The organism is Rhizobium sp. NPDC090275, assembly GCF_044772225.1.
In the GTDB taxonomy this organism is placed as follows: domain Bacteria; phylum Pseudomonadota; class Alphaproteobacteria; order Rhizobiales; family Rhizobiaceae; genus Rhizobium.
Map to the genome: position 1 here is coordinate 13,263 of NZ_JBIVYL010000013.1, position 25,345 is coordinate 38,607.

At 61.1% G+C, this 25,345-nt stretch carries 22 protein-coding genes and 1 pseudogene; 10 read left to right on the forward strand and 13 right to left on the reverse strand.

What is annotated here, in order from left to right:
• The 6 genes from ACIQUB_RS26535 (at position 1) to ACIQUB_RS26560 (ending at position 6,219) form a co-directional block, all read left to right on the forward strand.
• On the forward strand, positions 1–1,083 hold the full coding sequence (locus ACIQUB_RS26535; protein ID WP_402933743.1) for an ABC transporter ATP-binding protein: 1,083 nt from the start codon (positions 1–3) through the stop codon (positions 1,081–1,083).
• A gap of 63 nt (positions 1,084–1,146) precedes the next feature.
• A complete protein-coding gene (locus tag ACIQUB_RS26540) occupies positions 1,147–1,959 on the forward strand; it encodes an SDR family NAD(P)-dependent oxidoreductase (RefSeq protein WP_402933745.1) in 813 nt (270 codons plus the stop codon).
• 11 nt (positions 1,960–1,970) lie between these two features.
• Positions 1,971–3,014: an NAD(P)-dependent alcohol dehydrogenase gene (locus ACIQUB_RS26545; protein WP_402933748.1), complete on the forward strand. Its 1,044-nt coding sequence runs from the start codon at positions 1,971–1,973 to the stop codon at positions 3,012–3,014.
• 55 nt (positions 3,015–3,069) lie between these two features.
• Complete coding sequence (locus tag ACIQUB_RS26550; protein WP_402933750.1) at positions 3,070–4,023, forward strand: carbohydrate kinase family protein; 954 nt, start codon at positions 3,070–3,072, stop codon at positions 4,021–4,023.
• A 1-nt stretch (position 4,024) separates the two neighbouring features.
• Complete coding sequence (locus ACIQUB_RS26555) at positions 4,025–5,581, forward strand: L-fuculokinase (RefSeq protein WP_402933753.1); 1,557 nt, start codon at positions 4,025–4,027, stop codon at positions 5,579–5,581.
• The gene (locus ACIQUB_RS26560) at positions 5,578–6,219 is read left to right on the forward strand and encodes a transaldolase family protein (protein ID WP_402933755.1); all 642 of its coding nucleotides are present in this window, start codon (positions 5,578–5,580) and stop codon (positions 6,217–6,219) included. The genes ACIQUB_RS26555 and ACIQUB_RS26560 overlap by 4 nt, the downstream gene beginning before the upstream one ends.
• A gap of 30 nt (positions 6,220–6,249) precedes the next feature.
• Here ACIQUB_RS26560 and ACIQUB_RS26565 read toward each other — a convergent pair.
• Positions 6,250–7,418 (reverse strand): annotated as a pseudogene (locus tag ACIQUB_RS26565) (fumarylacetoacetate hydrolase family protein).
• 134 nt (positions 7,419–7,552) lie between these two features.
• Between ACIQUB_RS26565 and ACIQUB_RS26570 the strand changes: the two are divergent.
• Entirely contained in the window at positions 7,553–9,088 is a 1,536-nt protein-coding gene (locus tag ACIQUB_RS26570) for a UxaA family hydrolase (protein WP_402933758.1), read from the forward strand.
• Positions 9,089–9,107: 19 nt separating this feature from the next.
• Here ACIQUB_RS26570 and ACIQUB_RS26575 read toward each other — a convergent pair whose 3' ends face one another.
• The 6 genes from ACIQUB_RS26575 to ACIQUB_RS26600 all read right to left on the reverse strand — a co-directional run bounded on the left by ACIQUB_RS26575 (position 9,108) and on the right by ACIQUB_RS26600 (position 15,908).
• Positions 9,108–10,766 carry an FGGY-family carbohydrate kinase gene (locus tag ACIQUB_RS26575; RefSeq protein WP_402933761.1) on the reverse strand — a complete coding sequence of 553 codons (1,659 nt, stop codon included), beginning with the start codon at positions 10,764–10,766 and terminating at the stop codon, positions 9,108–9,110.
• Positions 10,767–10,805: 39 nt separating this feature from the next.
• Positions 10,806–11,990 carry a Gfo/Idh/MocA family protein gene (locus tag ACIQUB_RS26580; RefSeq protein ID WP_402933762.1) on the reverse strand — a complete coding sequence of 395 codons (1,185 nt, stop codon included), beginning with the start codon at positions 11,988–11,990 and terminating at the stop codon, positions 10,806–10,808.
• Positions 11,991–12,043: 53 nt separating this feature from the next.
• Positions 12,044–12,895, reverse strand: coding sequence for a sugar phosphate isomerase/epimerase family protein (locus ACIQUB_RS26585; RefSeq protein ID WP_402933765.1), 852 nt, complete (start codon positions 12,893–12,895; stop codon positions 12,044–12,046).
• A 99-nt stretch (positions 12,896–12,994) separates the two neighbouring features.
• Positions 12,995–13,999 carry a sugar-binding protein gene (locus ACIQUB_RS26590; protein ID WP_018897649.1) on the reverse strand — a complete coding sequence of 335 codons (1,005 nt, stop codon included), beginning with the start codon at positions 13,997–13,999 and terminating at the stop codon, positions 12,995–12,997.
• A 106-nt stretch (positions 14,000–14,105) separates the two neighbouring features.
• The gene (locus ACIQUB_RS26595) at positions 14,106–15,146 is read right to left on the reverse strand and encodes an ABC transporter permease (protein WP_402933769.1); all 1,041 of its coding nucleotides are present in this window, start codon (positions 15,144–15,146) and stop codon (positions 14,106–14,108) included.
• Between the two features lie 18 nt (positions 15,147–15,164).
• Entirely contained in the window at positions 15,165–15,908 is a 744-nt protein-coding gene (locus ACIQUB_RS26600; RefSeq protein ID WP_402933771.1) for an ATP-binding cassette domain-containing protein, read from the reverse strand.
• A 196-nt stretch (positions 15,909–16,104) separates the two neighbouring features.
• Here ACIQUB_RS26600 and ACIQUB_RS26605 point away from each other — a divergent pair, with 196 nt between their 5' ends.
• Positions 16,105–17,022, forward strand: a complete 918-nt coding sequence (locus ACIQUB_RS26605; protein WP_402933774.1) for an alpha/beta hydrolase — start codon at positions 16,105–16,107, stop codon at positions 17,020–17,022.
• Here the strand turns inward: ACIQUB_RS26605 and ACIQUB_RS26610 are convergent, their stop codons facing one another.
• Both ACIQUB_RS26610 and ACIQUB_RS26615 read right to left on the reverse strand, forming a co-directional pair.
• On the reverse strand, positions 17,023–18,189 hold the full coding sequence (locus ACIQUB_RS26610) for an ROK family protein (RefSeq protein WP_402933777.1): 1,167 nt from the start codon (positions 18,187–18,189) through the stop codon (positions 17,023–17,025).
• A 201-nt stretch (positions 18,190–18,390) separates the two neighbouring features.
• Positions 18,391–19,347 carry a phytanoyl-CoA dioxygenase family protein gene (locus ACIQUB_RS26615; RefSeq protein WP_402933780.1) on the reverse strand — a complete coding sequence of 319 codons (957 nt, stop codon included), beginning with the start codon at positions 19,345–19,347 and terminating at the stop codon, positions 18,391–18,393.
• Between the two features lie 333 nt (positions 19,348–19,680).
• Here ACIQUB_RS26615 and ACIQUB_RS26620 point away from each other — a divergent pair, with 333 nt between their 5' ends.
• Complete coding sequence (locus tag ACIQUB_RS26620) at positions 19,681–20,595, forward strand: helix-turn-helix domain-containing protein (RefSeq protein WP_402933783.1); 915 nt, start codon at positions 19,681–19,683, stop codon at positions 20,593–20,595.
• Positions 20,596–20,630: 35 nt separating this feature from the next.
• Positions 20,631–20,759, forward strand: coding sequence for a hypothetical protein (locus ACIQUB_RS26625; protein ID WP_402933786.1), 129 nt, complete (start codon positions 20,631–20,633; stop codon positions 20,757–20,759).
• Between the two features lie 183 nt (positions 20,760–20,942).
• On the opposite strand, the gene ACIQUB_RS26630 is transcribed toward ACIQUB_RS26625, so the two are convergent.
• From ACIQUB_RS26630 to ACIQUB_RS26645, 4 genes are all read right to left on the reverse strand, one after another.
• A complete protein-coding gene (locus ACIQUB_RS26630) occupies positions 20,943–21,923 on the reverse strand; it encodes an FCD domain-containing protein (protein WP_402933789.1) in 981 nt (326 codons plus the stop codon).
• A gap of 106 nt (positions 21,924–22,029) precedes the next feature.
• Positions 22,030–23,538 carry an aldehyde dehydrogenase (NADP(+)) gene (locus tag ACIQUB_RS26635; protein ID WP_402933792.1) on the reverse strand — a complete coding sequence of 503 codons (1,509 nt, stop codon included), beginning with the start codon at positions 23,536–23,538 and terminating at the stop codon, positions 22,030–22,032.
• Between the two features lie 20 nt (positions 23,539–23,558).
• On the reverse strand, positions 23,559–24,332 hold the full coding sequence (locus ACIQUB_RS26640) for an SDR family oxidoreductase (RefSeq protein WP_402933795.1): 774 nt from the start codon (positions 24,330–24,332) through the stop codon (positions 23,559–23,561).
• 64 nt (positions 24,333–24,396) lie between these two features.
• On the reverse strand, positions 24,397–25,242 hold the full coding sequence (locus ACIQUB_RS26645; RefSeq protein ID WP_402933798.1) for an amidohydrolase family protein: 846 nt from the start codon (positions 25,240–25,242) through the stop codon (positions 24,397–24,399).
• Positions 25,243–25,345 lie beyond the last annotated feature (103 nt).

The following is a 25,345-nucleotide window of genomic DNA, read 5'->3' on the forward strand; positions in this document are numbered from 1 at the left end:
ATGGGTGTGGTCAAAGCGAATAATGTCTCGGTCGCTTTCGGTGCCGTGAAAGTCATCGAAAACCTCAACCTCGACATCAAGGAAGGAGAGTTTGTCGTTCTTCTTGGCTCCTCGGGCTGCGGCAAGTCGACACTTCTGAACTGCATCGCTGGCCTCCAGGAGATCGCTGACGGTGAAATCTGGATCGGCGACGACAATGTCACCTGGGCGGAACCCAAGGATCGCGGCGTCGGCATGGTCTTCCAGTCCTACGCGCTCTATCCCAGGATGACGGTGCGTGAAAATCTGAGCTTCGGACTGCGCATGGCCAAGATGCCCAAGGCGGAGATCGAGAAGCGCGTCGCGCGCGCAGTGAGCATTCTGCAGATCGAAAAGTTGCTCGACCGGCGACCCGCCGAATTGTCGGGCGGTCAGCGCCAGCGCGTGGCGATCGGGCGTGCGCTGGTGCGCGATGTCGATGTGTTCCTGTTCGACGAGCCGCTTTCGAACCTCGACGCGAAGCTCCGCACGGAACTGCGCGTCGAGATCAAGAAGCTGCACCAACAGCTCGGCTCCACGATGATCTACGTCACCCACGACCAGATCGAGGCGATGACCCTGGCAGACCGCATCGCGGTGATGAACAAAGGGATCATCCAGCAGTTCGCGGCTCCCAAGCAGGTCTACACGCGTCCCGCCAACCGGTTTGTCGCGGGCTTTGTCGGATCGCCGTCGATGAACTTCATCAAGGCAACCGTCAGTGATGCCGGGCGGGATGCGAAGACGGCGGACGGACGCTCCATCACGCTCAAGGGCTACGAAGGCGGAGACCGGTTGGCTGCAGGCAAGCAGATCGAGATCGGTATTCGCCCCGAACAGTGGGTCATCGATGGCGAGCCCGGCAACGGGCAGGTGCTTGATGCTCAGGTAACCGTCGTCGAAAACACCGGCGCGGAGGGCCTCATCTGGGCAAAGGTTGGAGACGAGACCGTTTCCGTCAAGGTCGCGGATGATACCGGATATCATGAAGGGCAGAAGCTTCGGCTTTCCTTCAACCCCGCGTTCGTATCAGTATTCGACACCTCGTCGGGCGAAAGGGTCTAACGCCCGGCGAGCCAAATGCGAAGGACGGGAGTGCCCTTCGCCACATTCATAGGGAGCTAGTTTATGTCCACCAAAAGGGTCGCCGTCATTACCGGAGCGACGGATGGTATGGGGAGGGTGGTTGCGCCGCAACTCGCCGAGGCGGGATACCATGTGGTCGTCCACGGCCGCAGCGCGGAGCGCGGTGCCGAAGTCGTCGACACGATCAAGAAGGCGGGTGGTTCGGCCGAATTCATGGGCGCGAATCTGGCATCCCTCGCCGACATCCGCCGCTTCGCTACGGAACTGAAAAGCCGGTTCCCGAAAATCCACCTGTTTATCAACAATGCCGGCATCGGCACGGGACCGGAGGACGCTGCGCGCGAGTTCAGCGACGATGGCTTGGAGCGCCGCTTTGCGGTCAACTACCTGTCGGTCTACCTGCTGACCCGCCTCGTACAGGACAGCGTGATCGCCGCAGCGCCGTCGCGCATCGTCAACGTCGCCTCTGACGGCCAGCAAGCGATCGATTTCTCCAACGTTCAGCTGGAACGCGATTACTCGGGCGAGGCCGCCTACTGCCGCAGCAAGGTCGCAGAGATCATGTTCACGCTCGATCTCTCGGAAGAGCTGAAGGGCAAGGGCGTCACCGTCAACACGATGCACCCGAGCTCCTTCATGGACACCACCATGGTCCGCCAGATGAAACACGCCGTTGTCGAAAGCATCGATGTCGGCGCCGGGCACCTGGCCGATCTCGCTCTCAACCCGAAGTTCGACGGCGTCACCGGCCGTTACCTGAACCGCGGCGTCGACATGCCTGCCAACGAGCAATGCTACGACCTTGCCGCGCGCAAGAAGCTTCGCGATCTCTCTGTTGAACTCACCGGCATCTGAACGGACATACCATGACCATCAATCACGCAGCCTACGTACTCGAAAACCGCAAGATGACGTTCGGCGAAGCAAAGATGCCGGAAGTCGGCATCCACGACGCCCTGATCAAGATGAAGTATTGCGGCGTTTGCGGTTCCGACGTTCACTTCTACGAACACGGCGAGCCGGAATTCCCGGATGTCTACCCCTTCATCCTCGGCCACGAGGGTGCCGGCGAAGTCATCGCTGTGGGCAGCGCCGTCAAGAACCTCAAGGTCGGTGACCGTGTGGCGATCGAGCCCGGCATTCCGTGCCGTACCTGCGAATGGTGCGCCGGTGGCCGCTATAACCTTTGCCCGAACGTCGTCTTCCCGTCGGCTCCGCGCGAGCCGGGCATCCTGCGCAACTACGTCTGCCATCCGGCCGATCTGTGCTTCAAGCTGCCGGATAACATGTCCTACGAAGAGGGCGCGCTGATCGAGCCGCTCGCGGTCGCCATGACCGCGGCGCGCGAGGCCGGCGCCCGCATCGGCCAGTCGGCCGTCATCCTCGGCGGCGGCTGCATCGGTCTCGTGACGCTGCTCGCCCTTCGCGCCATGGGCCTGTCGAACATCACCGTGGTCGATCTCTTCGATATCCGCCTGAACAAGGCCAAGGAACTCGGGGCGAAGAACGTGGTCAACGCCCGCGAGAAGGACCCGATCGCCGAGGTGATCCGGCTGCACGATGGCCTTGGGCCCGATCTGGTGTTCGAAACGGCCGGCAGCACCGTTGCCGCGTCGCAAACCATCAGGATGTGCAAGCGCGGCGGTACCATCATGATTGTCGGCAACGTCACGGGCGAGACCAAACTCGATCTCCAGCTGATGACCAACAAGGAACTGACGATCAAGTCCAACTTCCGCTACAGCAACATCTATCCGACGACGATCGACGCGGTCGCGTCCGGCAAGATCGATGTGAAGAGCATCATCTCGCGCTACTATAAGCTCAGCGAAGCTCCCCAGGCCTTCGAGGACTGCATCAACGAGAAGTCGACGATGGTGAAGGCCGTCATCAAGTTCGAAGACGCCTGATCGCATCAACGGTCGTTCCTGGCTTCAACCGGGAACGACCTTCAAGGAGCATGAAATGACCGCACCAGACATTCTGTGCGCAGGAATGATTGTCGTCGACGTCATCGTGGACGGGCTGGAAGCGATGCCTCGACCGGGCGAAACCGGGCGGGTGTCGAGCGTGACGCTGGCCTCGGGTGGTGACGCGATCAACGAGGCCTTCGCGATTGCCAAGCTTGGCAACAATGTCGGCCTCATGGGCCTCATCGGGCAAGACAGCCAAGGACAGTTCATCAAGGACCGCTGCGCCCATTATGGGGTTTCGACAGAGGGGCTGCACGCCGACCCCGAGCGTTCGACCACGACCTCGATCGTCCTCCTCGACAAATCCGGGGAGCGCAGCTTTCTGTCCGAACGCAACGCCTCGATCGGCGCCTACGGTCCGGAGCACGTCGATCTCGACATCATCCGCCCCGGCCTCAAGGCGCTTTCCATTGGAAGTATCTTCACCTCACAGCCTTTCGACACGAAGGCGCTCGGCCCGTTGCTGCGCAAGGCCAAATCGGTTGGAGCGATTACCGTCGCCGATATGGTGATGGACCAGCAGGGCTACGGTCTCGATGGTCTGGCAGAGGCGTGGGAATATCTCGACTATGTCGTGCCGAGCGAACTCGAGGCCCAGATTTTCACCGGATCGACCGATCCCAAGGCGATTGCCGCGGACTTCCGCAAGCGGGGCGTCAAGAACGTTATCCTCAAGCGCGGATCGCAGGGTGTCGTGGGCTTCGCCGATGGGGAAGAGGTAGCTTGTCCAGCGTTCAGTGTTCCAGTCGTAGACACGACGGGAGCGGGCGACAATTTCGTCGGTGGTCTCGTGCATTGCCTTGTGCGGAAGATGCCTCTCGCTGACACGTTGCGTTTTGCTTCGGCAGTCGCTGGCTTGTCAGTACAGGCGGTCGGAGCCGGTGCCGGTTTGAAGGATCTCGCTCAGGTCGAGCGGTTCCTGGCGGAACAGCGCGTGCAGGCTTGAGGTGAGCGAAGGTCTGATCATCGGTATCGATGTCGGTACGCAGAGCGTTCGCGCACTGCTCGCCGACGCGGCCGGCCGCACTCTTGCATGCGTGCGTCGCCCCACACCGAGCCGACGCATCGGCGAGTACAGTGCCGAATACGACCCTGATGTGCTCTGGTCATGCGTGATCGAGCTCGTCAGGGAACTCGCGCAACATGTCCCCAAGGGGCAGGTCGTTGCCGGTATCTCGTGCGCAAGCATGGGCGAATCCTGTGTGCTGGTCGGTGTGGGAGGCGAGGCGCTCGCGCCGGCTCTTGCATGGTTCGACCGCCGCACGGAAGCTGACGCGGAAGAGGTCGCGGCTTTGATCGGCGAGGATCGGCTGTTCGAGATCACCGGCTATCCGCCGGACTCGACCTTGACCTTGTGCAAACTGCTCTGGCATCGGCGGTCGCAACCGGATTGCTTCGCGCATCTGAAACTTGTCCTGCCCATCTCTCCCTGGATCGCGTTCAAGCTCTGCGGCGTCGCCGCGGTCGATCCTTCGCTTGCCGCGCGAACATTGTGCCTCGACGTCAATACCGGCACGTGGTCCGATGAATTGCTCGGCGCATTCGGACTGAAGAGCTCCCTGTTCCCTCCAATCATGCCGAGTGGCACACCCCTGGGGCCGGTGTTGCCCAGCGTTCTGAGGCAGACGGGGCTCGCCGGCGCCCCGATGGTCTGTGTCGGTGCCCAGGACCATATCGCCGGCGGCTTCGCTGCCGGCGCAACGCGGCCGGGCGTGTTTCTGGATAGTCTGGGAACATCAGAGGCAATCCTCGTAACGACCGACCGACCAAAGCTGAAGCTGGACGATAGGCGCTTCGGCTTCGTTCAAACGAGCGCTGCCCTGGATGAGCGGTTCTATCTTATCGGTTCGGGGCTCAATCGAAGCGGCGGGGCGATCGAGTGGGCGCTTCGGACGATTGCACCCGGTATTCCCAGGCAGGACCTGCTTGAAGAGGCGATGGCCGAGCCGGCCGGCAATGGCGGGGTCATCTTTGTCCCGAACTTGGCGGGAAGTACGGCGCCGAGCCCGGACGGCGGGGCAGCGGGCGCTTTCATCGGTCTGACCGATGCCACAAGACGTGCTTCCCTGCTGCGGGCGGTCTTCGAGGGCGTTGCGATGGAAGCCAGGCTGGTTTCCGACGCGTTGTTTGAGCTTCCGGGCGTTGGGCAACCCGATGATTTCAGACTGATCGGCGGCAGCACCCGTAACCCGTTGTTCCTGGAGATCAAGGCGAGCGTGCTGGGGCGGACCCTTACCGTCTACGACGAGCCGGAAATGACGGCGGTCGGTGCGGCTTTGCTCGGCGGATTGGGCGCAGGACTATGGCCGGATTTCGCCACGGCCGCATCCGAGCTCTCGCTTCCCGTCAGGAAGGTTGCGCCGAACCCGGCCTGGCGGCGGGTTTACGAGACGCTTTACGGGTCCGTCTACCGCGATCTCCACCATAGTCTGGCGAGCGCGAACCGATCACTTGCCAATTATCGCGCTGCAGGGGCAGCCAAAGCCGAGGGAGGAAGTGCATGAAGCTTTACCTTGATACCGCCGACCGCCTTGAGATCGAGCGCCATCTTGGGAGTGGCCTGTTCGAGGGCGTCACGTGCAATCCGGCAATCCTGAAGGCCGCCGGCCTCAGTGCCGCCACAGCGAGAACGTTCTACGAATGTGCGACAGGGGCCGGAGCGAAGGAAGTCTTCATCCAGGTTTTCGGCGAGACGTCGGACGCCATGATGACCCAGGCATTGCGTTACATTGAATATGGGCCGGAGGTGGTCATCAAGATACCGGGCACGCTATCGGGAGCCTCGGTGTGCCGTTCGCTGCGTGAAAGACAGGTCAGGGTCCTGATGACCGCCGTTCACGATGCCAAACAGACGGTAACCGCAATGGCGGCACACGCGACCTATGTCACGCCGTATCTTTCGGAAATGTATCAGGCCGGGCGTGATGGCATCGCGCAGATCACATCCATGCAGAAGATGCTCTCGGCCGCGAAGACGGAAACCAGGCTGCTCATGGCCGGGCTCCACGACATGCCGACGCTGATCAAGGTCGCCGAACTCGGCATCGGCTTCCTGACGATCACACCGAAGATTGCCGATGATCTTTTCCGCGAGGATGCCACGGAAAAGATGGTCGACTTCTTCAACGCGGTTGCTGCCTGATTTCAGGCAGCCCCGTCGTGTCCCGCATTTTCAAATGCGGGACGCAAGACCGCGATCGGCGAGGTTGCGGAGCAAAGCGCGTGTCCCAAATGTCCATTCAGGGCATTCGTCCGTACGCGTGACGCGGTTGGTCAAGCGGCCGAGAAGCGGCGTGCCGATCTCGACGATGTCACCGATTTCATGGGTGAAGCCTTTGCCGACGCCGCGCCGGTCCTTGACGGGGGCGAACATCGTTCCCAGGAACAGCACGACACCATCAGGATATTGATGGTTGCGGTTGCGAAGTTGAGCCACAAGGTCGGCCGGCTTGCGGCTGATCGCTTCCATGGCGCTTTCGCCGGTCATCTCGAAACCGCGTCGCCTGTCACGCGGAGCGTCACGCGCACCTTACCGAGTTCCTCCAGGGTGAAAGCCCCGTGAAAGAGGCGGATAAACGGGCCGATCGAACACGAGGCGTTGTTGTCCTTGGCCTTCCCGAGGAGAAGGGCGGACCGTCCCTCGACATCCCGAAGGTTCACGTCGTTGCCAAGCGTCGCGCCGACAATCTGACCGTCCGAGCGGACCGCGAGCACGACCTCCGGTTCCGGGTTGTTCCACTCGGAAATCGGATGGATGCCGACATCGTCTCCACATCCGACTGATGACATCGGCTGGGCCTTGGTGAAAATCTCCGCGTCGGGGCCGATGCCGACTTCGAGATATTGCGACCACATGTTCATGCCCTGGAGAAGCTCCTTGACCTGACGGGCTTTCTCCGATCCGGCAACCACGCCCCTGAGGCTGTCGCCGATGACGGGAGCAAGACGATCGCGGACGTCCTGCGCGCGACCGCTGTCGCCTTTCGCCTGCTCCTCGATGACGCGCTCCAGCATGCTATCGGCAAACGTTACGCCGGCCGCCTTTACGGACTGAAGATCGATCGGCGCGAGAAGGCGGCCGCCTTTGCCGGCGAGAATGTCGTCAAGACTTCCCAGATCCGGCAGGGCTGACGTGGATGCGAGCTTTTGTGCGATGTCTTCGAGTTCAAGCAGACCGGAAACCGTGACGGCAATCTCGGTGAGATCGAGAAGGCGACCGTTACGCACCAGAACCGGGCAAGGGCCGCCGGCCTTGTCGGACCAAATCCGGCCGATGAGGACTGCCGACGCGGGGTCTTGGGGAAGTACGTCCTGGGACGTCAGCACATTGTTCGAACGCATGATCTCTCCTCACGATGCAGAATTATTGGTGCACGCCGTCGCGTTGCCCTGGCAGTCCTGACCCGAATACCTCTTGACATTTGTCGGGTCGAAAGCTTTCTGTTGTTTGCACGCAATATACAGAAAGCTTGTCCATGTCTACAGATTCGAGCGCCGCAGCAATTCTTCTCAACTCTGCTGACGATGTTGCCGTCGCGCGTCGCAGGATCGGTGCCGGGGAAACGACAGGTGTGTCGGGGATCGTTGCCAATCAGATGGTGCCGCGTGGCCACAAGGTTGCTCTTCGCGACATGCCTGCCGGATCGGAGCTTAGGAAGTTCGGCCAGGTGATCGGCGTTGCCACACAGGCGATCCGGCCCGGAGACCACGTGCATCTCCACAATCTTGCGATGTCGGAAGGCCACGCCGCGCATCAGTTTTCCACGGAGACGGAAGAGACGGGAATGGTCGCTCCCGCCGATCGCCGCACCTTCATGGGGTATGATCGCGGCGCCGGCGGGGTGGGGACACGAAATTACATCGGCATCCTGACGACGGTGAACTGTTCGGCGACGGTATCGCGTTACATCGCCGATCAATTCAACCGCATGGGCGGTCTCGATGGCTTTGAGAACGTCGATGGCGTGGTGGCGCTGACGCATGGGCTTGGCTGCGCCATCAGCAACAAGTCCGAGGGCTACAAGTATCTGACGCGCGTCATCCAGGGATATGCGCGCCATCCGAATTTCGGCGGCATCCTGATGATCGGGCTGGGCTGCGAAACAAACCAGATTCAGCCGATCCTCGAACATTACAAGCTGGAAGAGGGCCAGCGCTTCAAGACGCTGACGATCCAGCAACTCGGTGGTACGAGAAAGACGATTGAAGCCGCCTGCGACATGATCGGCGAGATGCTGCCTTCCGTGAACAAGGCCGTGCGCACGCCGCAGCCCTTGTCGAAACTCAAGGTCGCGCTCGAGTGTGGCGGCTCCGACGGCTATTCCGGCATCACCGCCAATCCGGCCCTCGGTCATGCTTCGGACCTGATCGTACGCCATGGCGGGACGACCTGCCTGGCCGAAACGCCTGAAATCTACGGCGCGGAGCATCTGCTGACGCGTCGCGCCGTGCGCCCGGAGATCGCGCAAAAGCTGATGGATCGGATCGACTGGTGGCGCGACTACACGGCGCGCAACGGCGCCGAATTGAACAACAATCCGAGCTACGGCAACAAGCAGGGCGGGCTGACCACGATCCTCGAAAAGTCTCTCGGCGCCGTGGCCAAAGGGGGCTCGATGCCGCTCAAGGCGGTCTATGAATATGCGGAGATCATCGACGAAACCGGCTTCGTGTTCATGGATACGCCCGGCTACGATCCTGTTGCCGTAACAGGCCAAGTCGCTGGCGGATGCAACGTCGTTTGCTTCACGACGGGGCGTGGCTCCGTGTCGGGATGGAAGCCGGCACCAACAATCAAGATCGCCACCAACACCGAAATGTACGAGCACATGCGCGAGGACATGGACGCCGACACAGGCGGCATTGCGACGGGCGTCGATACGATCGAGGGCGCCGGCGAAAAACTGTTCGAGCAGATCCTCGCCGTGGCTTCCGGACAGAAGACCGTCAGCGAGGTCTATGATTACGGCGACAACGAGTTCGTGCCGTGGCAAGTCGGGGCGATTACCTGAGCGAAATCACGGGAAGGCCTCACGCGACGTTGCGCGGGGCCTTTTGTCCGGTCGCGTCCGAGTGCAAGTCAATGCTTACCGCTTCCATGATTTGCCGCGCCTGTCGCTCGGCTTCCTGCAGGCTCAGGAATACTTCATAGCGGGCGTCATGCAGTTGGCGAAGACGTCCCTGGCGCGGCTTCTTGATTTCGCCCATTCTCGTCATGGCTTGCACCGCGCCCGAAATGCCATCGAACTTGTCCGAGGCAGCGGCACCCAAGATTGCCGCTCCAAGCAGAACTGGCTCCCTGCACATCGGTATGCCGACTTCCAGCCCGGTCGCGTCGGCCAGGATTTGCCTTACTAGGCTGCTCCTGCCCGCGCCGCCGCTGACCACGATCTGTGAAATGCCAACGCCTTTTGCGTTCATCGCGTCGACGATCTGGCGTGCTCCATAGGCGATCCCGGCAATTCCGGCGAGATAGAGTTCGCACAGGCTTTCCAGATCGTCGGAGAGAGTGAGCCCCGTGATGGTCGCCTTGGCGTGTGGGTCGGCATGCGGGGCGCGATTGCCGAGAAATTCTGGCACCACGTGAATGCTCGTCGGAATGTGGTCCGCATTCGGGAACCGTTTTTCGCATTCCTGTTCTAGATAGGCCAACAGAGGCAAGACCTCGAGTTTGGCCATCTTCTGGGCCGTCGGAAAGAATGGGTGGCATTGCACGAGGTAGTCGATCGCGGCGCCGGCTGCCGACTGCCCGCCTTCCAGCAACCAGAGATCGGGAAGCATTGCTCCGTAATACGGTCCCCATACCCCGGGCACCGATCGTTCGCTCGATGTACTCGCCATCGCGCAAGCGGATGTTCCAAACACATAGGCCATTTGACTTTGGGCGACTGCCCCCACGCTCAACGAGCCAATGCCGCCGGCATGCGCATCAATCGCCCCTGCGCCGACCGCCGTGGCTGGGAGCAGACCGAGACTTTCTGCAGCCGCGCTCGTCAAACCCGAGCCAAGAGGGGTTCCGGGTGCGACAACCGTCCGCCCAATGCGCTGGAAGTCGTCAGAGGCAAGATCCGAGAGGCCGACCTGCTTGAAGTAGTCTGGATCCCAACGCTTCTCGTGAGCCAGATACGTCCACTTGCAGGTCACCGTGCAGGCGGAGCGATCGGTAGACCCGGTCGCTTTGTATGTCAGCCAATCGGTGAGGTCGAAAAAATGCCCTGCTCCATTGTATGTGTCTGGCAGGTTTTCCTTGAGCCAAAGCAGTTTTGGTGTCTGCATCTCCGGCGATATCGTGCCGCCGACATAGGAAAGGACCGGATGTTTCGTCCGGTTGATGCGATCGGCCTGGTCTAGCGCTCGATGGTCCATCCAGACGATGACGTTGCGGTTATCGTCCCCTGTCGGGCTCACCGTGATCGGCGATCCCGCGGCATCGACCACCACCAGCGAGCAGGTCGCATCGAAGCTCACTCCGGCGATCTCCTTAGGGTCCATGCGCGACTTGGTCATCACCTCACGGACGGCTTGGACAACCGCGGACCAGATATCGTCAGAACTCTGCTCGACGATGTCGGTGCCGATCCGCCACATGCGGATCGGGGATTGGGCGGACGAAAGCAGCAGCCCCGTTTCGGTCACGAGGCCTGCACGCGCGCTCCCGGTGCCGACATCCACGCCGATGAAACAAACCATGTTGAGATCCTCTTCGATTGGGATGTCGGCTCAGCCCGGCTAAAGGCTTTCGCTGCGAAGGCTGGAGGCCTGCTCCGGAATGAGCGCTTCTGGGCGCTCTGCCCGATGGGATATCTGGACCTCGCGCCCAAGCTCGGCCGATTGGAGGATGCCGAGCATGACCGCTAGCGTGTGAAGCGAGAAATCCCCGGAGCAACGGTGTGGTCGGTTGTTGGCAATGGCGTTTGCCATTTCCGCAAGACCGAGCGAGCGGTAGTTGGCGATCGTGGGGCGGCCGAAGGGATAGTTGATCGCGCCGAACGGAAGCTTGGTCGTGTCGACAGGATTCCAATCCGGCCTTTGGCCTGCCAGCGCCAAGGCCTCAGCGTCGTGCGTATTGAGGGGCAGGGTGGTGTCGGAGAGCTCCACATCCCCCCCGAATGTATCGGGATCGGGAACGCGAAGGGATGCCTTGGTTCCATGCAGTTCGATCGGGCGCATGCCGTTGCGCCAAATGTCCCAGCTGGCGATGAAGGTGATGGTCGCGCCGCTCTCGAATTTGAGGATGGCGTTGATCGTCGTGAAGGTCTCGACCTTGAAGGTCTTGCCCTTGTTCGGACCTTCCGCACCATAGATGCGTTCGGCGGGGCTGATCTGGCCGGTCGCATACACCGAGGCAACAGGACCGAGCAGGTTGCAGAGCGACGAGATGTAGTAGGGGCCGATGTCGAGAACCGGGCCGCCGCCGGCCTGGTAGAAGAAGGACGGGTTGGGATGCCAGTGCTCCATTCCCTTGGACATGATCGCCGCGACGCCGGTCAGAATTTGTCCGGCCGAACCGTTGTCGATGTTCCGTCGCGCCGTCTGCTGGCCAGCACCGAGAATGGTATCCGGCGCGCAGCCGATGCGCAGACCTTTTGCCTTGGCGCGGTTCACCAGATCGATGCCGTCCTCAAGTGAGGTCGCAAGAGGCTTTTCGACGTAGACATGCTTGCCGGCATCGAGCACCGCGCGACTGACTTCGGCGTGGACGCTGGGGATCGTCAGGTTGAGGACAATATCGATGTCCTCGGATGAAAGGAGCTTGTCGACGGACCTCTCCTCCAGCCCGAACTTGCCGGCGATGCGCTTTGACGCCTCCGCCACGACGTCGGCACAGGCGACGATATCGATGTCACGGAAAAGCTTGCTGTTGGCGGCGTAGATGTCGGAAATGTTGCCGCAGCCGATGATGCCAACTCTCATTGGGTTCCTCGTTGAATAGGTGATGGAATCTGATGTGGACGCGGCCACATCGCTTATCGCAACTTGAGATAGCCTGCGGGAGCCGCGCCCCTTACGAATGCCAGACGCTCGACGGCCTGCTCGGGCTTCAGCGCATGCAGAATGATCGATCCCTGATAGCCGCTCTCCTGCATCTTCTGGAGGTAGTAAGGGTAATCCAGCTTGCCGAGCCCCGCCGGCACGTGTCCGGCCTCGCCATCCCGGTCGAGATCCTTGGCGTGGGCCAGCACGATGTCGTTGCCGAGAAGGTCGAAGGCTTCATCTAGCTTCTCGCGCATGAGCGGCAGTTCGCCCTTCTGGAAGATGTTGGCGCCGTCCATGATGATCTTCAGGTTCGGCGAGCCGACCTCGTCCAGCAGGCGGCGCGCCTTGCGGACGGTGTTGATGGAATTGCCCACTTCGGTTTCTACGCCGAGGACAATGCCGTGTGCCTCGGCGGTCTTCACCGCCTGTTTGACCGTGACGAGGAGGTCCTGCCACGCTTCCGGACTATCGCTGTCTTCATGCCTTTTCCACATATCCTCGGGATCACGCGATCCGGTACACAGCGTGACAACCTTTGCGCCAAGTCTGGGGGCGAGAGCGATCAGGCGGTCCAGACCTTTCGCGCCTTCGGCTCGCTTTGCCGGATCGGGGTCGATCATGTTGTAGGTGCCTGACAGTGCGGAGAGCTCAAGGCCATTTGCGGCAAAGCCATCCTTGATGGCGGCGATCTGGCTATCGGTGAGGCTCTCGGGGAACGTGTGGCCGAAGGCGTTCACGAGGTCGAACTGCACGCCCGTCGCGCCGGCGGCCGCCATCGCCTTGAGGTTGGCTTCGAGATTTGGGGACGGGAATTCCGGGGAAAGTAGGCCGAGTGTCGCCATGATCGCATCCAGTGCTTTTGAAGGACTTGAGGTTTGGAAGTCACGGCCAGATGGCCGTGACTTTTGGCGAGCCGCTGCTGGGCGCAGGACAGGGAGGTCTCACTTGCCGCAGGTATCGGCCTGCTCCGGTGTGCAGGTCACGAACCCGGTGTCGATCGACGGCGGAACCGTCTTGCCGGCCTTGAGGTCGTGGAGCGCCATCAGCGCCTTGTAGCCGATCTGGTAGGGGTTCTGGCCGACGTTGAAGCTGCTCAGTCCGGCCTTCAGCAGCGGCATCTGCGGCGGTTCTGCATCGCCGAACGAGATGACGAACTGATGGGAATCGATCCGCTCCTTGACCCGGTTCATCGCCCGCTTATAGGCATCGGGCGCATACTGTGCCCAACCGCCGACCGCGATCAGTGCATCGAGATCGGGGTGTGCGATGACCAGATCGTTGAGCTGCTGGGCCGCCAGCGTGATATCGTCGTTGTTGTAGAGCGGGCATCCCGACGGTTCGGTCCAGCCGTTCTGGCCATCGAGCTTGGCGACCGGCTTGGTCCGGTCCGAGCCTGCCAGCGTATCGCGCACGCCCTGGACGCGGGTATCGAGGTTGATCGAACCCGGCGTTCCGGACTGGATGCAGACGCTGCCGCCCTTGGGTTTCATCTCGATGACCTTCTTGGCCAGCGTGACGCCGAAATTGTAGTTGTCGGTGCCGACGAAGGTGGTGCGGAGGCTCTGATTTTCTTCGGGTAGATCGCTGTCGAAGGTAATGACGGGAACGCCGGAATCCTTGGCTTTCTGAATGAAGCGAGCCACCGACTTCGGGTTCTTGGGCGCGATGGCGATGCCATCAAGGCCGCGCGTCACCATATCGTTCAGCGTCTGGATCTGGGCGCCTTCGTCATTGCTTGTCGGGCCGACAAACAGGCAGGTGACGCCGATCTCCTTGGCGGCTGCCTCGCAACCGTCCTTCATCTTCGCGCCGAAGGGATCGATCAGGCCCTTTGGGATGAGTGCGTATGTCTCGGCGGCGGATGCGCCCGCCGGCAGTGCCGTGGCCACTCCTCCCAGCACCGCCAGTGCTGCCAATGCCTGCTTTGCTTTGTATTTCGAATTCACGTTGATGTCCTCCTCGACAATCTCAGTGTGGTTTGGCTCAGTGTGGTTTTGCTCAGTATGCTTTGGTCTCGCGCAATTCCTCCTGTGGTCACCGGCGAGCGGTGGCCTATTGGCGCGACATGCGCAGTCGCTCCAGCCAGACGGCGAAGATGATGAATGCCCCGACGAAGGTTCCCTGCCAGAAGGGATCGACCCCGGCCAAGAGCAGCGAATTGCGGATAACCTCGATCAGAAGCGAGCCGACGACGGCACCTGGCGCGCTGCCATATCCGCCCATCAGGTTCGCTCCGCCGATGACCGACCCCGCGATGACCTGAAGCTCCTGTCCGGTGCCGAGCACGTTGGTCGCCGCCCCAAGCCAGCCGAGCAAAAACACGGAGGTCAGCGCGGTGATCACACCCATGAGGATGTAGACAGAGAGCTTGATCGCATAGACAGGCAGGCCCGTCAGTTCCGCGGCGTTCTGGTTGCCGCCGATCGCCTTCACGTAGCGACCCCAACGCGTCATCGTCAGTGCGAACTGCATGGCGATTGTCGCAATCAAGACTGCGATCAACACCGTGGGAATGCCGAGAACCGTGCCACCGCCGATAGCCGACAGCATGTCGCCGCCCGGTCCGAAGTCGTAAAAGACCTGGTTGCGCGAGATGACAAGCGTGATCGATCTCAAGACGCTCATCATCCCGAGTGTGACGATGAAGGGCGGCATCTTCATAACGGTGATCAGGAAGCCGTTGATTGCGCCGGCAAAACCACCCACCGCCATGGTCAAAACCACCGCCGGAAAGAATGGCATGCCGCCATTCAGCATGATTGCCAGGGAGATCGCGCAGAGGCCGAGGTTCGAACCCGACGAGATGTCGATGCCACCGGTCATGATGACCGGCGTCATTCCGATCGCCATCAGTGCGACGAAGGCGAAGTTCTGCAGGATGTTGGATAGATTGGCGACGGACAGGAACTTGGGCGCAACGGCACCGACGACGATACACAGCAAGATGACGACGAGCAGGATCCAGAATTCCTGGCTGTGCAGAAATGCTCTCAGGATACTGCGTTCGCGCTTGTCCAGAACTGCGTCCAGATCGGCGGCGTTTGAACCCGTGAGATTTGGCGACCCTGCGGTCGAATTGGTTTGATCGGTCATGTTCGCTCTCAGAATTGATCAGGCGCTGGCCTGGGCGCCGGTAATCAGCGCGGTGATTTCCTGGGGCGAGGTGCTGGCGATTGCTTTGTCCGCGACCTTCTGGCCACGGCGCATCACGATGACGCGATCGCAGACCTCGAAGACATCGGGCATTCGGTGCGATACGAGAACGATCGCCGTGCCCTGGTCTCTAAGGCGTTTGATCAGCGCCAGAACCTCGGCGACCTGACGAACCGAGATTGCCGCGGTCGGCTCGTCCATGAGAACGATCTTCGACTGGGCGAGGCGCGTGCGGGCGATTGCCACGGCCTGGCGTTGGCCGCCGGACATGCGCGCCACCAGATCGCGGGCGCGCGTCTCGGTCTTCAGTTCGCGGAAAATCTCCACGGCTCGCCGGCGCATGGCGCCGTGGTCGAGGAACTTGAAGGGGCCGATCTTGCGCATGATCTCCCGGCCGAGGAAGACGTTCGCTGAGGCCGAAAGATTGTCGCAGAGTGCGAGGTCCTGATAGACGACCTCAACGCCGCTTGCCCGGGCTTCAGCGGGCTTGGTGAAATGGACGTCGGTCCCGTTGAGCCTGTAGCTGCCGGAACTGGGTGTGTGATTGCCGGCGATCACCCGGATAAGGGTCGACTTGCCTGCGCCATTATCGCCCATCAGGCCAACGATTTCCGCAGGCTTGATTGAAAACGACACATCGGTAAGCGCCTGGATCGCGCCGAAATTCTTCGACACGTTTGATAGTTCAAGAACACTCTGCAAGCTTCTCCTCCTTCTCGCTGAGTTTTCTGTCGGATGCCGTCACCAGGCGGGAATAAAGTCCAAGACATCGAATCTTTGTCTTAGACCTGCACTAAATTGATCCTCCACATCCCGCTGGCGTCTTGTATCCTCCGTAACCTGCATATAGTCTTAGTCTAAGACTTGTGTCAAATTGTTAATTGGGAGGAGGCGAAGAATGAGTGTGTATGACGAATTGGGGCCAGAGATGCAGGCGTTTGCCCGGTATTTGAAGACGGCGGACGATCTGATGGCATCCGAGGCGATCGAGGATGTCAGGTCGGCGACGCGACGGCTCCGTGACGAGGCGGGCCGTGCGATACCGTTCGTTGAGACTGTCGAAGAAGGGGCGTTCGAAGGAATGCGGTATCGCACCTATCGGCCTGCGTTCGCCGAGGGCGTGACCGTCGTCTATCTGCACGGTGGCGCTTGGAGCCATCTCGATCTCGATGTGTACGATCCGATCATGCGCCAGATCGCCGCCGACGGCCCGGTCAAGGTGATCGGGTTCGAATACCCCCTGGTTCCGGAAGTTCGCTTTCCAGCCAACATGGAAGCCTGCGTAGGCTTTGTCCGGCAGGTTATCCTCGATGAGCCGAACACGCCGATCGTCCTGATGGGAGATTCCGCGGGAGCGAACCTGGCGATCAGCACGGCAATTGTCCTGCGTGATCGACACAAAATCCATGTTGCAGGGCTCGCGCTCATCTATGGCGGCTTCGATCTCGAAAACGAACGGGAGTCGGCAGCACGCTATGGCGGAGGTGAGTTACCGATGACCACCGAGGGCGTCCGCTCATCGCAGGCGTTTTACCTCGGCGAGGATGGCGATCCCGCCAACCCTCTCATCAGCCCGATCAAGGCCGATTTGCGGGGGCTGCCGCCGACATTTCTGTCGGTGGCGAGCCACGACAATCTCTACGATGAAAACATCGAGATGGCGCGACAGCTCGGCTACGCCGGCGTCTCCGTCGAGCTGAAGATCTATCCGCGCGCCATTCACGGTTTCCTGGAGGCCTGGAGTGTTACCGGATCGCGGAACGCGAAGACCGCGCTCGAAGACCTCGCGCGCTTCGCGGTCGCTCGCGGACGGTAATCAGGCCGCGACCGAACTGAATGCTGGAAGGAGAAACAGGTCCTCGCGAATGAGGGCCGCCGCTCCGACCGCGGGCAGGCGCTGTCCGGGGCCATCGACGACGATCGGCGGCACCGACAATCCGGGAATGAACTTCTCCTGCAGCCGTTCGGCCACTCTCTCCGCTACCTTCGGATAGAGAACAGAAAGCGGCCCCGACACCACGATGAGCGCCGGGTCGAGAAGGTAGATCGCGTTCAGGAACGCCGCCGCGAGCCTGTCCGACCACACGGAGAGGGTTTCAAGCAACTCCTCATCGGGTTCCCCGATCGCAGCCAAGTCGTTGACGGCATCTTCCGGGTCCTCGGCAGCGCCGATGAACTTGGCGAAGTGTGCATAGCCGGCGCCGTCCTGGAACGTGTTGCCGCTATTCGAGAGCGCATCCGACAGCCGCATCAGACCGATTTCGCCTGCGACCCCATGTGCGCCACGATCGACGATGCCGTTGCGAACGACTGCACTGCCGATACCGTTGGCGAGGACCAGAACCAGCAGGCTCTCCTTCTCGCGCTCAGGCAATCGTTCGGAGATGAGGAAGGCCGTTGCGGCCGCGTCGTTGCAGCATTTGATGACCCAGCCACGCGGCATTGCTGCGGTCAGCAGCACCGTCAGGTCGACCTCGTTCCACAGGCGGACAGGCGGGATAAAGACCCGGCCGGCTGGCGTGACGATACCCGAAACCGACATGCCGAGGCCGTAGACATCAGTCTCGGAGAGACGGCTCTCCCGAAGCATTGTATCGACGATGGATCTGATTCTCGGGACAACATTGTCAGCCGGCGTCTCCGAGATCTTGAGGGGGATGGTCACGCGCTTGACGATCGCCAGCGAGAAATCGCAGAGAACTACCAGCAGGTGCTCCGGTGTGACTTCGACGCCCACGAAATATGCGCCGTTCGAGTTCAAAGTCAGCGCGTTGCCCGGACGTCCTCGATAACTCCCACCCTGCTCGATGCCGACCTCGACGACCAATCCGGCATCCATCAATTCGCCCACGGCATAGCCCACCGTCGTCTTGGTGACGCCAAGCTCTCTTGCAAGGTCAGCCTTCGACTGGGGACCTCTGTCACGGAGCAGGCGAAGGCACTTCTGGGAGTTGACATGGCGGAGGAGGCGCGTCGTCGTCATAGGTCGAATTCGTTCCTTTCAATCACCGAGCAGTGTGCATGGCTCAACGCTCGATTGTCGAAGATGTTAGCAGAATCCCGTTCTACGGATAGGATAGTTTTTCTCTGAGACAAATTAAAGCACTCGAAATCTCACGGCTACGAAAAGGGCTCCCACGAATGGGAGCCCGGTCTTGGTCAACACGTTTTCCAGTGCGATTAATCAGGCATTCCAGCTTTTCACGCCGAGCAGCTTTTCTCCGAGCGGCGTGAGCTCCGCCGTCTTGCCATGCAGCTTCTCCAGGCCACGCGGATCGCCGACGAAGCCGGCGCGCGCGATCGGAGCGCGTTCGCGCCACGAGCGGATACGGGCTTCGCGCTCGACGAGATCGTGTTCGTCCGCGGGGAACATGGAGATGTACTGCGCCATACGTACCTTGTTTTCCGAGGTGTTGGGTGCGACGCCGTGGGCAAGCAGCGAGTTGAAGATCATCAGATCGCCGGGGAAGAGCTCGAGCTTGACCGCCTTGTCCTCAATGCCGGTCATGTTAGGGCGGTGCGGGTCGCGGTCCGCAGGCTGGGTCTTCACCCATTCGTCGAAGTGCTCGAAAAGATACGGGACGCACTGGAAGCCGCCGATATCGCCGCCGTCCTGATGGACCAGCGAAAGCACGCCTTGAACCGCGATCGGCAGCGGATCAAGCGATGTGTCCGCGTCCCAGTGAATGAAGCCGGGGGAGGCGCGCTTGCCCCTGTTCGGCGTGTTCAGGTTTGCGCGGTCGATCGACACCCAAAGGTCTTCCATGTCCCAGATGTCGACGAAGGCGTCATAGATGCGCTGCTCCATCCGGTTGTTCCAGAGAAGCTGGTGATGATAGACCTCCACCATGCCCGTGTTGGCAACCGCGCCGTCCGGAACGGGGTTGCGTGAAGCGACGTCCCATGTGGACGGATCGTTGGGGTCCTTCTCCTCGAACTCCCAGAGCATCGCCTTGAGGCGGTCGACGCTTTCCTTGGGCACCGCGTTGCGGACGATCACGTAGCCGCATTTCTGCCAATGCTTGAAGTCCTCCTCCGAGAGCACGCGCAAGGGCAGCTTTTTGTTGATCTGGGCGAGCGGCGTCGTGGCGCGGCTCGATGTCGGATGGTCGTCCTTGTTGATATCGGTAGCGTGGGTCATCGTTTCTCCTCCTTGACAGCCAGTCTCCAACTGGCATTCGAGAACGATATCCGAGGCCTCGCTGGCCATGTGGTAGCGCCGTGTTGAATAATGATACTATTGTCGCGTCTATCCGGCGCTCGACGTCACCTCGGGTCTATTAAATCAGCGCGAGATCAATGCAGGTCGATCGCACATTGAGGCCGACCCTTCGCGAATGATGGCGCCATTCCGGACGAAACGACCGAATTTCCGTGGTGCGTCTATTCCCAGCGCCGTTTCTAGCGCTAAACTGAAGGGAATCCGGTGCAGGGAGGTTTCGCCGGAGCTTGCCGGTCTTGGGATGGAGACTTCATGAAGCCGTTTCTGGAAAAGGTCGTGGTCGCTGACGACGCTTCCTGGTCGATGGTGCGGGCGCTGAGGCACCCCAACGTTCCGTTCGAGTGGCATCATCACCCGGAATTCGAACTCACGCTGACCACGAACTCGCGCGGGCACCGCTTCGTCGGCGATCATGTCGGGACGTATGACGATGGGGACCTAGTGCTGTTAGGGCCGCACCTTCCACATACCTGGTCGTCATCCAGCAAGATTAACGAGGATCAACCCCACAACGTTATGGTGATCTGGTTTCGGCCGGAATGGGCGCGGGGGCTCACTGAACTTCTGACTGAACTCAAACCGATCAACGCGATGTTGGAGCGGTCTTCCCGCGGGCTTCAGTTTTCCCCGCAAGCGTCCGATCGGGTCCGCGCATCGATCGAAGCCATATTCGACAAGCGGCCTGCCGACCGGCTGATGGATCTGATGGCCATTCTCCTGTCGCTTGCGACGGACGAGGGTGCTGCTCCGCTGAGCGCGCCCAACAAGGCACCGCCAGCGACCGAGGCACCCGGTTCGAGGATCGACCGGGTACTCGAACACGTCCACAAGAATTACCGGGACGAGATCAGGGTTGCCGACCTGAAGGAGCTCGCCGCGCTCAGCACGTCCGCGTTCCATCGCATGTTCCTGCGGCACACGCGCTTGACGCTCAGCGAATACGTCACGCGACTGCGGATCGGAGAAGCGTGCGGCGAGTTGATCGCGGGAGATCGGCCGATTGCATCGATCGCCGAGGCCGTCGGCTATCGCTCGCTTGCAAACTTCGGGCGGCAGTTCAAGACGCTCAAGGGCCAGACCCCGCGCGAATACCGGCGGCGGTTCAACGCCGGGCGAGCCGGACAATCCAACCGAGCGACGAAGGTTCTTGGCCCGGCAGACACTTAGCACCCGGTCGCGCCGCTGACGCCGAAGGTGGCGACTTGTTCCAGCGATGCCAGGCAGCGCTTGCAGTTGCCGCCAAAGCGACAGGAGCTAGCTACCTCGTCATCATCGCCAAGACGGCCTTCGACGAAGCGAGCCGCCTCGATATCATCAGGATGATAGTCTGACCCATACGGCCCGCGCCGTTCTCCACCATCGCGCATACTCGTCCTCCCAAGACATATGGCATGAGTGAAGGATATGGATTCGCCGGAGCCCGTGTTGTCCCGGTTCCTCTCATATTGATACTATTGTCGCGTTCCCGCTGGCCTCCGGGCTTCAATCGGAGAAGTGATCGCGGCCGGCTCGGTTCACACGAAGAAACTCGCGGGCTCCGTCGTTCCCTCGTGGCGAACCATCTCGGCGCGCGCAACGACGCCGGCAACCGAACTTCTGATGTGGGCACGCATGGCGGCTTCCGTCTTGGTCGGGTCGCCTAGGCGGATGGCGGCAAACACCGCCGCGTGCTCGTCGAAGAATGCCTCTCGCGGCAGCTTCTCGACCTTGGTGCCGACGGTATGTTTCGATAGCGTGAGCAGGCAATGCGTCGGCTGCAGCGCCTTGGCAAGTTCGCGGTTCCCGGTGCGTTGCACGCAGGTGACATGCAGATCGACTTCGAGTTCATACATTTCGGCGGCCGAGATCGCCGGATAACGGCTCGCTCCGTCGGCCAGCCGCGCGGTCATGGCGGCCACCTCATCGTCGGTAAGCCGGGCCAACGCGCCGGCAAGAGCGACTGGTTCGAGATGTTCGCGCAGTTCGTAAAGCTCGAGGATGCGTCGCTCGTCCAAGGGGACGACAGACCATCGGGACGCCTCGTCCTTCTCGATCATGCCGCGCGTTTCCAATTTGGATAGCACATCGCGGGCGACGGTGCGCCCCACGCCATAATGCCTTGCGAGCTCATGCTCGTTAAGCCTTGCGCGACCGAAGAACGAGCGGTGCACGACCTTCTGCTCGACGTCGTCGTAAAGCGTCTGCCACGCGAAATTGATGCGAGGCTCGTGGAGGATCGACAGGCTGGCCAGGGATTGTGCAAGGGGAACGCGGATCGGCTCGACCCCAGAGGGGCCGACAATATAGCCGTGTGCTCCGGCGCGGTGCATGAGGCCTTCCGCCATCAGCTCCTGCAGCGCGGTTCGTACGGGTACCCGACTGGAACCGACAAGCTGGGACAGCGGGACTTCCGTCAAAACGGTCCCGGGCGCAATATCCCCGCTGACGATGGCATCCCTGAGGCTCCGGCTTAGCTTTTCAGCCAACGTCTGTTTGCGTTGCAATTCGGAGCCCATGCCTCTTTGATCGTTCGATGAAAGCGATTGTATCGTCCTAGGCTCGGCATGTCGACTATTGCGCCGGTCAGCCGATAGCGCGGCTGACCGGGATGACAGAACGTGCCTATGCCACGGGCAGAAGCCCCTCGGGCATGTTCTGGAAACAGACGGGACGGAGGAACCGGCGGATCGACATGGTGCCGACCGACGTCGCCCCGAAGTTCGTGCTGGCCGGGTAGGGACCGCCGTGCACCATGCTATCAACCACCTCGACGCCGGTCGGATAGCCGTTGACGAGAACTCGACCGGCCTTGCGCGTCAGGATCGGCATCAGGCGGCGCGCCAGATCGGTGTCCTCGGCATCCATGTGCAGCGTGGCGGTTAGCTGCCCCACGAAACTCTTGGCCAGCGACGGCAGATCCTGCGCGCCGGGAACACGCACGACCAGGCTGAGCGGGCCAAACACTTCTTCCGCGAGCGTATGGTCGTCGAGCAAGGTGCTCATCGGCACTTCGTAAAGGTTGGGCGATGCGTTCCGCCCGTTGCTGTCGGTGGTATAGACGGCCTTCACCGAATTGCGCGTTTCAAAGCGGGATTTTCCAGAGCGGTAGGCGTCTGCCATACCCGATGTCAGCATCGTCTGTGGGCCGATCGCCTTCAATGCGTCCGCGACCGATGCCACGAAGGCGTCGCCGTCCGATCCCTCGGGAACGACGGCAATTCCCGGGTTTGTGCAAAGCTGCCCGGCGGATGCCGTCATCGACGCCGCCCAACCCTTGGCAATGGCAGCGGCTCTTGCCTTGAGGGCATGCGGCAGCACGAACATCGGGTTTACCGAACCCAGTTCACCGAAGAACGGGATAGGCTCTAGGCGGGAGGCGCAGAGATCGAAGAGCGCCCGTCCGCCGCCGAGCGAACCGGTGAAGCCGACGGCCTTGATCATCGGATGCTGCACGAGAGCCGTGCCGACATCGCGCCGCCCGCCCTGGACGAGCGAGAAGATGCCAGGGGCAATGCCGCATTTCTGAATAGCGGCGTGAACGGCTTCGGCCACGATTTCCGAGGTGCCGGGGTGGGAGGTGTGGCCCTTGACGACGACGGGGCATCCTGCGGCCAAGGCCGCAGCGGTATCGCCACCGGCGACCGAAAAGGCGAGCGGGAAATTCGAAGCACCGAACACAGCAACCGGTCCGACCGGCTGCTGGATCAGGCGGAGATCAGGGCGCGGAAGCGGCTGGCGGTCGGGCAGGGCGGCGTCGTGGCGTTCATCGAGATAGTCACCGTCCTCAATGACCTTGGCGAAAAGGCGCAGCTGGCCCGTCGTGCGTCCGCGTTCTCCGTTCAGCCTCGCCTCAGGCAGGCCGGTTTCCTGACATCCGATGGCGGTGATGTCGGCAGCCCGGGCCTCGATCTCGTCCGCGATCGCATTCAGGAATGCCGCGCGGCTGGCCCTTGTGCTGCAGCCGTAAGACCAGAAGGCATCTTCGGCGGCGTTGCAGGCCTGATCGACGAGGTCGACAGTGCCCATCGAGAAGGACGAGGCTTCGCCCGTCGCCGGCTCGTTCTGGAAGGTCGCTCCTCCGCCGATCCAGTTTCCCGCGATCAGATGTTTGCCGTGGGGTTTAAAGGTCATATGGTTTTCCTCCGGTGTTGTTAGCGCGATCCGGCGCCGATCGATCGGTCAAGATGGGTATAGCCGCCATCCGGGAATATCCACTGACCGGTCGTATGGTTCGAGCGATCCGACAAGAGGAACGCGCAGGCATCACCGATCTCGCGGGCTTCCGTCATGCGATGTCCAAGCGGAATGCGGTTGGTGATTTCCTTTAACGCCGCCTCCGGATCGCTCATCGTGTCGAGCCAGCGGCGGTACAGCGGTGTCATCACCTCCGCGACGACGATCGCGTTCACGCGAACCTTGTCGGGCAGGAACTCCACAGCCCACTCGCGCGTCATCCCCAATTGCGCCGACTTGGCTGCAATGTAGGCGGATGTGCCGCCTTGGCCAGTCAGCGCGGTCTTGGAGGATATGTTGACGATCGCCCCCTGGGTTGCCCTGAGGTCGTCGGCCAGCAGGTGCACCATGGTGTAGTAGTGGACGAGGTTTTGATCGAGGCTGGCGCGGAACGCGGCCGGCCCCTTGTCGATCCCGACACCGTCATTCGCGCCGGCATTGTTGACCAGGCCATGGATCGAACCGTGACGCTCCCGGATCGCGCCGACCGCTGCGCGGCAGGCCTCGTCATTCGAGAGCTCGGCCTGCTGGAAATCCGCACCGGTTGCCGAAAGCCATTCTTCGGACGGCCGGCGGCGTGCGAGAACCACGGGCTTTGCGCCTTCCTCGGCAAGGACCTCGCAGATCGCTGCTCCGATGCCGGAACCGCCGCCTGTGACGACAACGACTTTGCCCTGGAGGTGTAAATCCATCACTCTGCTCCTGTTGTGTGATCTGAAAGTCGAAGGTCGGTTGTCACCGATGATCTCAGGACCATCAGGGGATCCCGTAGAAGCGGATCGCGGTTCCGCCCATGATCGCAGTGCGCTCCGTGGGGGAAAGCTGGTCGAGAAGTTCGCCGACGTAGCCGAACCAATCCTCGTAGCCGGCAGAAAGTGTCAGAACCGGCCAATCGCTGCCCCACATCAGACGGTGGGGTCCGAACCAGTCCAAGAGACGTCCGAAGATTGTGTCGAGATAATGCTTGGGATTGCGCAATTCCTCGCGGGAAAACTCGGTCAGAAGTCCTGATAGTTTGCAATGAATCCTGCCATCGCGAGAAAGCGCCCGCATTCCTTCTTCCCAAACAGATTTTTCGCCCGGCTTTGGTTTGGCACCGTGATCGACAACCATTGGGATTTCGTGATTCTCCGCCGCGAATTTCGCCAGAACGGGCAGGTGGCGTTCGGTGATCAGTGCGTCGAAACGCAGACCTAGTTGCTTGACTGCATCCAAGAGATCCAATCGTGGCGCGGTCAGAAGCCAGTTGGTGTCTTCGATATCCTGCAACATCGGACGCACGGACTTGAGCTTTGTGTTGGGCGACCATCTTTTCAGTGTCTCGACCGCAGTACTCGAAGTGAAGTCTACCCACCCAACGACACCCAAGATGAAAGGGTACTGGGCTGCCAGTGCCAGTAGGTAGTCGGTCTCCGCGACCGTTGGTGCGGCCTGAACTGCAATGACGTTGCGCTTGGCCGGATAATCGGACGGTCCGAAATCCTTTCGAATAGGGGAGAGAGATTCGCTTCCAGTCTGGAGCCAGCCATAGTCGCCGCGCGAGAGCTGCCAGAAATGGCAATGTGAGTCCAAGATTTGGGATGATCCGTCACGATTTTCCACGCAGTCCCTCCGCTTCCCGCCCATCGAAGTGCCACATCGACCTTAGTTCATCGCCAAAACCAGCATAGAATCTGATTATTGCGTGCATTATACAGAATCGCTT

Excerpts from the sequence above, each read along its gene's own strand:
- ACIQUB_RS26535 (WP_402933743.1), top strand. The coding sequence starts at position 1 with ATGGGTGTGGTCAAAGCGAATAATGTCTCGGTCGCTTTCGGTGCCGTG.
- ACIQUB_RS26540 (WP_402933745.1), top strand. The coding sequence starts at position 1,147 with ATGTCCACCAAAAGGGTCGCCGTCATTACCGGAGCGACGGATGGTATG.
- ACIQUB_RS26545 (WP_402933748.1), top strand. The coding sequence starts at position 1,971 with ATGACCATCAATCACGCAGCCTACGTACTCGAAAACCGCAAGATGACG.
- ACIQUB_RS26550 (WP_402933750.1), top strand. The coding sequence starts at position 3,070 with ATGACCGCACCAGACATTCTGTGCGCAGGAATGATTGTCGTCGACGTC.
- ACIQUB_RS26560 (WP_402933755.1), top strand. The coding sequence starts at position 5,578 with ATGAAGCTTTACCTTGATACCGCCGACCGCCTTGAGATCGAGCGCCAT.
- ACIQUB_RS26570 (WP_402933758.1), top strand. The coding sequence starts at position 7,553 with ATGTCTACAGATTCGAGCGCCGCAGCAATTCTTCTCAACTCTGCTGAC.
- ACIQUB_RS26575 (WP_402933761.1), bottom strand. The coding sequence starts at position 10,766 with ATGGTTTGTTTCATCGGCGTGGATGTCGGCACCGGGAGCGCGCGTGCA.
- ACIQUB_RS26580 (WP_402933762.1), bottom strand. The coding sequence starts at position 11,990 with ATGAGAGTTGGCATCATCGGCTGCGGCAACATTTCCGACATCTACGCC.
- ACIQUB_RS26585 (WP_402933765.1), bottom strand. The coding sequence starts at position 12,895 with ATGGCGACACTCGGCCTACTTTCCCCGGAATTCCCGTCCCCAAATCTC.
- ACIQUB_RS26595 (WP_402933769.1), bottom strand. The coding sequence starts at position 15,146 with ATGACCGATCAAACCAATTCGACCGCAGGGTCGCCAAATCTCACGGGT.
- ACIQUB_RS26605 (WP_402933774.1), top strand. The coding sequence starts at position 16,105 with ATGAGTGTGTATGACGAATTGGGGCCAGAGATGCAGGCGTTTGCCCGG.
- ACIQUB_RS26610 (WP_402933777.1), bottom strand. The coding sequence starts at position 18,189 with ATGACGACGACGCGCCTCCTCCGCCATGTCAACTCCCAGAAGTGCCTT.
- ACIQUB_RS26615 (WP_402933780.1), bottom strand. The coding sequence starts at position 19,347 with ATGACCCACGCTACCGATATCAACAAGGACGACCATCCGACATCGAGC.
- ACIQUB_RS26620 (WP_402933783.1), top strand. The coding sequence starts at position 19,681 with ATGAAGCCGTTTCTGGAAAAGGTCGTGGTCGCTGACGACGCTTCCTGG.
- ACIQUB_RS26630 (WP_402933789.1), bottom strand. The coding sequence starts at position 21,923 with ATGGGCTCCGAATTGCAACGCAAACAGACGTTGGCTGAAAAGCTAAGC.
- ACIQUB_RS26635 (WP_402933792.1), bottom strand. The coding sequence starts at position 23,538 with ATGACCTTTAAACCCCACGGCAAACATCTGATCGCGGGAAACTGGATC.
- ACIQUB_RS26640 (WP_402933795.1), bottom strand. The coding sequence starts at position 24,332 with ATGGATTTACACCTCCAGGGCAAAGTCGTTGTCGTCACAGGCGGCGGT.